We start from the raw sequence: 7751 nt of genomic DNA on the forward strand, positions 1-7751 counted from the left end.
GCGGAGTGGCCGACGAGGTCGCGGGTGGCAGCACGTTCGTACCAGTCGGCCGTCGGGCTGCGGTTCTCCTGAGCAGCGGCCCCATGAGGCCGCGTGTCGAAGGGCATGGCGGTCATCCTGCCAGCCCCACGGCCACGATCGACGAGCTACACCCGTCGGGCGCGCCGGGTGAGGATCACGATCGCCGCGGCGATCAGCAGCACGACCAGCGCGCCGACGATCCACGGCCACGACGAGACCGCGGAGGCATTCTCGGAGTCGACCGACGTCTCGAGGGAAGTTGTCGTCGAGGCCGCTTCTCCACACGCCGGGTCGACCGTGATCGAGAGGTCGAGCGGGTCGAGCGCCTCGCCCGCCGGGTAGGTGCCGAACGCCGCTGCTCCCGCGTCGGTGAGCACCGCCGGGATGCTGGTGAACGCGATGAGGTCACCGCCGCCCGCCCGCTCAGCGGCGTCGAGATCGAGTTCGGCGAACTCGACGCCCACGCTTGAGACCGGAGCCCCGTCCTGCGTCGTTCCCGTCACGTCGAGCAGCAGCACCGCGCGATTACCCTCGATCACGACCCGGGGATTCGCGATCGTCGTGTCGAGCACGCCCCCGTGGCCGGTGAACCGCACCGAACCGGTGAAGGCGAGGTCGGCATCCTCGGTCTCGGCGTCGTAACCACCGGTGCCGTTCGCCCACCCGAATGCCGGGGTCTCGTAGGTCGCCCCGTCGGCAGTCGCCCACTCGCCGTTGGCAATGGATCCGTCGATGTAGGCGCGGAACGACTCCTTGAAGCCCCAGGTCAGCTCAGCACCCTCGACCGTGCAGCCGACGACATCCGCCGCGGCAATGTCGAGCACGATGCCCCGATCGACCGAGCCCTGGAAGGTGAAGGTGTGCTCGCCGGTCAGGCCGGTCGGGAGATTGCCCCTCCAGGTGACGGCCCCGTCGGCATCCGCCGTCACGTTGGTCGCGAGCACGGTCGGCTCGGAGTAGATGACCGCGAGGATGCCCGACTCGCCCGGCAGGAAGCCGGCGGCCGTGAAGGTGCCCTCCTCGCCCTCCGTGAAGTCGGACTGCTCGGAGTCGATGCCCTCGGTCGCCGGCGGGGTGGCATCCGGGGTATGTGTCGCTGCGGATGCTGCCGACGTCGTCGACGTGCGACCGCTCGCCACGTTCGCCGACCCGATCGTGAAGGTGACGGGATCAAGCGCCGTTCCGGCGGCGTAGAACCCGTCGAAACTCGCCGCGCCCGCCGACGTCAGGGTGGCCGGAGTCGACGTGTAGGTCCGTGCGCCGCTGGCATCCGTCGTCGCGGTCGCCGCGCCGAGGTTCAGGGTGGCGAAGTCGACCCGCCCACTCCCGGTGGCGACCGACAAGACCGCTGCCGTGGCGCTCGTGATGCGCACCCCCGGGTCGGCGATGCGAAGGTTGAGCGCCCCACTATGACCCGTGAAGGTCACCGCACCGCGATAGGCGATGTCGACCGTGGTGGCGGTCACGCCGGCGGAAGACTGCGGGAACCAGTAGCCCCCGCCCGCGACACCTGCGCCGCTGCTGACCGAGATCGATCCGTTCGCGATGGGGCCGGTTACATACTCGCGAAACGACGCCTTGATCCCCCAGCCGAGCGAGCCCGGCGCGGGCGTCGTGACCGGGTCGACCGGGGGCGCGGTCGGGGTGGTCTCGGTCGCGAAGGAGATCGGGGTGAAGGTCTCGAAGGGCGCATACGTCGCGCCCGAACCGGGGTAGGTGTAAATGCCGTAGTTGCCGTCGGCGAGAGCTCCGGCGAAGTTGTCGGTCACGGCGATCTCAACCGAGAACGACCCGTCCTCGTCGATGGCGATGGCTCCCGCAGCCGCGCCGCCGATGGTCGCGACATCATCGGCATCCACCACCCACTTCGTCGCCCCGAGCGCTGTCTTGCGCGCGCTCGACGGAGCCGACTCGCTGGGCTTCCAGACATCCAGGAACGTGCCGAACGTCACGTACACACCGCTGAACTTTCCGGCGAGCGGGGGACGTGTGCCCAGCGGACCACCCGTCTCGTTCGGGCCGAAACCCGTGCCGGTAACCGTCACGACATCGCCGCTCTCGAGATCCGTCGTTTCCGAGACCGAGATGGTGGGAACGACCGGCTCTGGCTCGGGAGCCGTCTCGACCGGCCACGAGAAGCTCACGGGGTCGAGCGCGGTGCCAGCCGGGTAGAACCCGCCGAACGCCGTCGCGCCATCGGCGGTGAGCACCGCGGGTACGCCGTTCCAGGCGATGACACCGCTCGTCGAGGCGTCGGTACCGCCGGCGAGATCAAGCGTCGCGATTACCGCGTCGTTCAGCTCAACGAAGGTCGTGGGGTCGGCGAGGACCCGGCTGCGCGCGTCGAGCACGAGTTCCGCCGTCGTCGCGCTGGTGACGCGCACGGTTACGTCGGAGAAGGTGAGGTCGAGCGCGTACTCTTCGGCAGCGACGCCGTAGCCCTGGTGCCCTTGGAACTGCAGGCTTCCGGCGTAGGCGACGGCACCGCTCCCGCCGGGCGCCGCGCCCGATCCTCCACTCCAGCCGAACGGGGTCGAGTCGGTCACTCCGGAGGCCGTCCAGTGTCCGTGCGCGATCGGTCCGACGAGGTAACTGCGGAACGAGGCCTTGACTCCCCATTCCAGGGTCGCCCCCGCGACATCACCCTCGGCGGCGGCCGCGGGGAGGGTCGAAACGCTCAGCCCCGCGAGTGCGAGCACGAGGCTCAGAAGAATCACGAAGGGCCGCAGGAGAGGTCGGGACGCAGGAGTGCTCATCGGTGTCTTTCGTTGGAGAGTTAGCTTAGGCTTAGCTAACCTCGACCGTAAGGAACAAGAGCACGTTTGTCAAAGGACAGCCTTACCTAACCTTTGTTGTAGCCTGATGGGAACGGAATCACCCCGCCTCCGGTTGAATAGGGAGGTGGCCATCCGGCCCGCCGCGGACACCCGTAAGGACACGTGATGAACACCAGCGGCAAGGACTATTCGGTCGCGAAGACCGACGACCAATGGCGCGCAGAGCTCACCCCCGAGCAGTACAAGGTGCTGCGCGAAGCCGGCACCGAGCGAGCCTGGACCGGTGAGCTGCTCGACGAGAGCCGCTCCGGCCTCTACACCTGTGCGGCGTGCAATGCCGAGCTGTTCAAGAGCGGCACGAAGTTCGACTCCGGCTGCGGCTGGCCGTCGTTCTACGACTCGGTGAACCCGGATGCCGTCGAGCTCATCGAAGATCGCTCGCTCGGGGTGGTGCGCACCGAGGTGCGTTGCGCCAACTGCGGCTCGCACCTCGGTCACGTCTTCGACGACGGCTTCGGTACACCGACCGGCCTGCGCGTCTGCATGAACTCGCTGTCGCTCGGGTTCCACGCCGAGTCGTGACGGGCGTCCGCTCATGAGCACCGGGCCGATCGCCGAGGGGATGCGGCGGCGGCGCTCGCAGCCGTCGGTGAACGACGACGCTCCCACGAAGCGCGAGCTGGTGCCACTCATCGAGGCCGCGGCATGCGTCGCCGATCACGGTTCGCTTCGGCCGTGGCGGCTCATCGCGCTGCGCGGCGATGCACGTCGTCGACTCGGCGCGTCGATCGTCGAGGCCACCGGACTCGACGGCGGCGCGGCCGAGAAGATGGCAGCCAAGCCGCTCCGTGCGCCGCTGCTGATCGCCGTCGTCGTGTCGCCGAAACCGAGCCACAAAGTGCCCGGGTGGGAACAGGAAGCCGTCGCCTCGGGCGTCGCACACGCGCTGAGCCTCGTGCTCGACGAGGCCGGCTGGGGCGTCATGTGGCGCACCGGTCATTACACGCGATCCGGTGCGGTGCACCGGATGCACGACCTGAAACCCGACGAGTACCTGCTCGGCTGGCTCTACATCGGCGGCACGAAGAAGTCGAAGGGCGGACGCCGCAAGCCCGGGAAGGCGAACGACCTGCTCAGCTCGCTCTGACCGCGCGGACCGGGAACGCTGCGACGACCACGGCGACGAGCACGAGTGCGCTGCCGATGGCCGTGACGAGGTGGAGGCCCGTTCCCGACACCGGCGCGAACAGGTCGAAGACGACGGATGCCACCAGCTGCCCGCCGAGCAGCGCGAGACTCATGAGCAGCACGCCGGTCGTCCGCACGATGACCGCCTGTGAGGCGATGAACACGCACCCGACGAGCCCGCCGAGGTAGAGCCACCAGTCCGCGGGGAAGTCGGGATTCCACCCGGCTACGGCGGTGTGCACGAGCAGGGCGATACCGAGCACAACCGTGCCGGCCAGGAAGTTGCCCAACGTCGCCGTGAAAGCCGAACCCGAGACCTGCCGCACCTGGCCGTTGACGGCCTGCTGCCAGCCGACGAACAGCCCTGCCGCCAGCGGGATGACGACTGCCAGGTAGGGAGCGTCGGGTCGCAGCCGGTCAGAGACGGCGATCCCGACGGCGACCACAGCGAGTGCCGCCCCGATGACGCGTTGCGGGGTGGCCGACGTGGCCGGCATGAGGGCGAGGCCGCGGTGGTCGAGCAGCAGGGAACTCACCGTCTGCCCACAGACCACCGCGATCGTGAAGAGCGCCACACCGAGCACCCCGACGGTGAGCCCTTGACCGAGCACGAAGAACGCACCCCCGGCCCCCCCGAGCACGAGCCACCATGGGATGGTGCGCTCCCGCAAGGCCCGCGCCACCCGCACCATTCCGCGCCGACCCGGGCGCCAGACGAGGGCGGCGACCGCGAGGATGACGAAACCCGACCCGAACGAGATGAAGGCCGCGAGGAACCCGTCGCCGAGCCGCTGCCCGAGCTCGCCGTTGAGGCGCGTCTGCAGCGCGACGAGGGTGCCCGTGCCGAACGCCGCGACGAGCGCGAAGGCGAGACGACCGGGGGCCGCGGCCGGCGGGATCGGCGGGGCTGCGGCCATCAGTAGGAGAGCCCGGCCCGATATCGCTCGCGGCGGAAGTGGCGACCGTTGCCGCGATTGCGCGCCTTGAAGGTGGGCAGCTGGCTGTCGCAGTTGGGACAGATCATCCGCACGTTGGCGCCGACGTGGTTGCCGCTGTCGCCGTCGATGTGGTCGAGCACGAACACCAGCGTCGCACCATTCCACGTCGGTTCCCGACAGCAGATCGCGCACCCGCCGTTCTGCTCCATCATGATCCAGTCCCGAATCGCACCCGTGAGGATCTGGTGACCGGCAGACCGGTGGCCAGCCAGCGTTTGATTCGCTGTTCGGCGAGGGACTCTTGATGGCAGGTGAGCGAGCAGAACGGATGCCTCCGTCGGTCGAGGGGCGCCAGACACTGGCGGCATTCGCCGGGTGCCTGACCGTGACGACGCACGCCTCGGTTGCAGAAGGAAGCTCGGCAGCTCCGAGAGCAGAATTTCGGGTTGCTCGTCTCGGTACCGCAGTTGGCGCAGTCTCTCATGGCGCGCACCGTACGACCGACGACAGACAGAGCCCCCGAAGGGAGTTGAACCCTTGTCTCCTATTTACAAGATAGGGGCTCTAGCCGTTGAGCTACGGGGGCATTCTGGTCGATCGTACTGGCTATGGCGCCGGTGTCTCGGTCGGCGTGGGCGTCGGTGTCGGCGTCGGGTTGTCGCTGAACGACTGCCCTGCGGCACGGGCCACGAACTGGGCGAACTCGTTCGGGTCGAATGCCGTCGTGTACTTGAACTCTTCGCCGTTGACGATGATCGTCGGGGTCGACGCGATCGAGGCCACCTCGGTTCCGGCGATCGGCCCGGCGAGTGCGCGCTGGGTCGCCTCGTTCACCCAGACCCGGAAGCGCTGGGTGTCGATGCACTTCTCGACGTTGCCGAGATGCTCGACTCCCGCCTCCTCGGCGATTGCCAGCAGCTCGTCGTCGGTGAAGCCGGGGGTGTTCTCCTCAGGCTGGTCGGCGAAGAGCGCCTCGTGGTAGTCGAAGAACTGGTCGGGTGACAGTTCGGCGACGCAGGCGACGGCGTTTGCCGCGCGCAGCGAGTACTGGGTGCCCGCCGACTTCGCCGTGAAGATCGCGATCGGGTGGTACTCGACGGTCGCGGCGTTGTTCTCGATCCATTCGCGCAACTGGTCGCCATTGCGCTCCTCGAAAGCACCGCAGTTGGGGCAGAGGTAGTCGTAGTAGATCTGGATGTCGACGACATCCGTGGGGTTCGGCTCAGAGGCGACCGGGGTGTCCCCGACACCGAGGGCCGGGGTGCGGACCGCCGCGAATCCCTCGCCGATCTTGAGACCGTCGCTCTGCATGTTCTGCGGACCGCGCGTCGACGGTCGAAGCGAGCTCACGAGCACGAACGTCACGATGAGTCCGGCGACAACCACCCCGCCGATGACCGCAGCGACGACCCCGAAACGGCGTCGACGGTCGCGCTTACGGTGCTGTGCGCGGATTTCGCGCGCACGCTCCCGCGCGGCTTCGCGGGATTCACTCATAAGGTCCTCGTTCGGGTGGGGCAAACAGGCGCCAAGCTACTGCACTCGCCAGGCCGCGGGCAACCGCGGTGGGGGCAGGCACGCCGGATGCGAGCGTAGAGTCCCTCGCTGGGAGGTGGCCGCACACCAGCTGAACGCGGTGCGAGCGGACGTGCCATAATCGGGGGGTGCCGACCGACGTCGCTCGGCGCATTCCATCCATTCACTACGGATCGTCCGGCACGTACCTGCCGGTGAACGGGAGCAGTATTCCTATGGCAACAGTTACGTTTGACAAGGCGAGCCGCCTCTATCCCGGCTCCACCCGCCCCGCTGTCGACCAGATCGACCTGAAGGTCGAAGACGGAGAATTCCTCGTCTTGGTCGGCCCTTCTGGTTGTGGCAAGTCCACGACGCTGCGGATGCTCGCCAGCCTCGAAGAGGTCAACTCGGGCCGCATCCTCATCGGCGACCGGGACATCACCGATGTTCCGCCGAAGGATCGCGACATCGCGATGGTCTTCCAGAACTACGCGCTCTACCCGCACATGACGGTCGCCGAGAACATGGGCTTCGCGCTCAAGATCGCCGGCATCAACAAGGAGGAGCGGGCGCAGCGCGTGCTCGAAGCCGCCCGGCTGCTCGACCTGGAGCCCTACCTCGGCCGCAAGCCGAAGGCGCTCTCCGGTGGTCAGCGTCAGCGCGTCGCGATGGGCCGTGCGATCGTCCGTCAGCCGCAGGTCTTCCTCATGGACGAGCCGCTGTCGAACCTCGACGCCAAGCTGCGCGTGCAGACCCGCACCCAGATCGCATCCCTTCAGCGCCGCCTTGGCGTCACCACGGTCTACGTCACCCACGACCAGACCGAGGCGCTCACGATGGGTGACCGCATCGCGGTGCTCAAGGATGGCGTGCTGCAGCAAGTCGGTACTCCGCGCGACCTCTACGAGAGCCCGCAGAACGTGTTCGTCGCCGGCTTCATCGGCAGCCCCGCGATGAACCTGTTCGACGCTGACATCGTCGATGGTGGGCTGAAGTTCGGCACCGCCACCGCGAAGGTCGAGAAGGAGGTGACCTCCGGCACGAAGGCCAAGAAGGTCACGATCGGCGTGCGCCCCGAAGATCTGACGATCTCCAACCAGGGCCAGGGCCTTCCGGTCGAGGTCGACGTCGTCGAAGAGCTCGGCGCCGACGGCTACCTGTACGGACACACCGAGGTCGACGGAGCACGGGTCGAGATCGTCGCGCGCGTCGACGGCCGCAACCACCCGAACCCGGGAGAAAAGATCGTCGTCAACCCGACGCCGGCGCACATCCACGCTTTCGATGTCGAGACCGGCGAGCGGCTGTC

General features: G+C 68.0%; 7 protein-coding genes and 1 tRNA gene. 3 read left to right on the forward strand and 5 right to left on the reverse strand.

Going from position 1 to position 7751, the window contains the following annotated elements; genetic code table 11:
- Window positions 1–146: 146 nt before the first annotated feature.
- The gene (locus RMO30_RS04080) at window positions 147–2777 is read right to left on the reverse strand and encodes an HtaA domain-containing protein (protein WP_309709861.1); all 2631 of its coding nucleotides are present in this window, start codon (window positions 2775–2777) and stop codon (window positions 147–149) included.
- A gap of 186 nt (window positions 2778–2963) precedes the next feature.
- On the opposite strand from RMO30_RS04080, the gene msrB reads away from it, so the two are divergent.
- Together msrB and RMO30_RS04090 are read left to right on the forward strand one after the other, a co-directional pair.
- Window positions 2964–3380, forward strand: coding sequence for a peptide-methionine (R)-S-oxide reductase MsrB (msrB, locus tag RMO30_RS04085; RefSeq protein ID WP_309709877.1), 417 nt, complete (start codon window positions 2964–2966; stop codon window positions 3378–3380).
- Window positions 3381–3393: 13 nt separating this feature from the next.
- On the forward strand, window positions 3394–3945 hold the full coding sequence (locus tag RMO30_RS04090; RefSeq protein ID WP_309709864.1) for a nitroreductase family protein: 552 nt from the start codon (window positions 3394–3396) through the stop codon (window positions 3943–3945).
- Here RMO30_RS04090 and RMO30_RS04095 read toward each other — a convergent pair.
- The 4 genes from RMO30_RS04095 to RMO30_RS04110 form a co-directional block, all read right to left on the reverse strand.
- Window positions 3932–4903 carry a DMT family transporter gene (locus RMO30_RS04095; protein ID WP_309709866.1) on the reverse strand — a complete coding sequence of 324 codons (972 nt, stop codon included), beginning with the start codon at window positions 4901–4903 and terminating at the stop codon, window positions 3932–3934. The genes RMO30_RS04090 and RMO30_RS04095 overlap by 14 nt on opposite strands.
- Window positions 4903–5136: a hypothetical protein gene (locus RMO30_RS04100; protein WP_309709870.1), complete on the reverse strand. Its 234-nt coding sequence runs from the start codon at window positions 5134–5136 to the stop codon at window positions 4903–4905. The genes RMO30_RS04095 and RMO30_RS04100 overlap by 1 nt, the downstream gene beginning before the upstream one ends.
- A gap of 302 nt (window positions 5137–5438) precedes the next feature.
- A tRNA-Thr gene (locus RMO30_RS04105) sits at window positions 5439–5510 on the reverse strand.
- Window positions 5511–5530: 20 nt separating this feature from the next.
- Entirely contained in the window at window positions 5531–6421 is an 891-nt protein-coding gene (locus tag RMO30_RS04110; protein ID WP_309709872.1) for a thioredoxin domain-containing protein, read from the reverse strand.
- A gap of 254 nt (window positions 6422–6675) precedes the next feature.
- Between RMO30_RS04110 and RMO30_RS04115 the strand changes: the two genes are divergently transcribed.
- Window positions 6676–7751: sn-glycerol-3-phosphate ABC transporter ATP-binding protein UgpC (locus tag RMO30_RS04115; protein WP_309709875.1), on the forward strand; the 1076-nt coding region annotated here is incomplete at its 3' end.

The organism is Pseudolysinimonas sp. (genome assembly GCF_031389465.1).
In the GTDB taxonomy this organism is placed as follows: Bacteria; Actinomycetota; Actinomycetes; order Actinomycetales; family Microbacteriaceae; genus Pseudolysinimonas_A.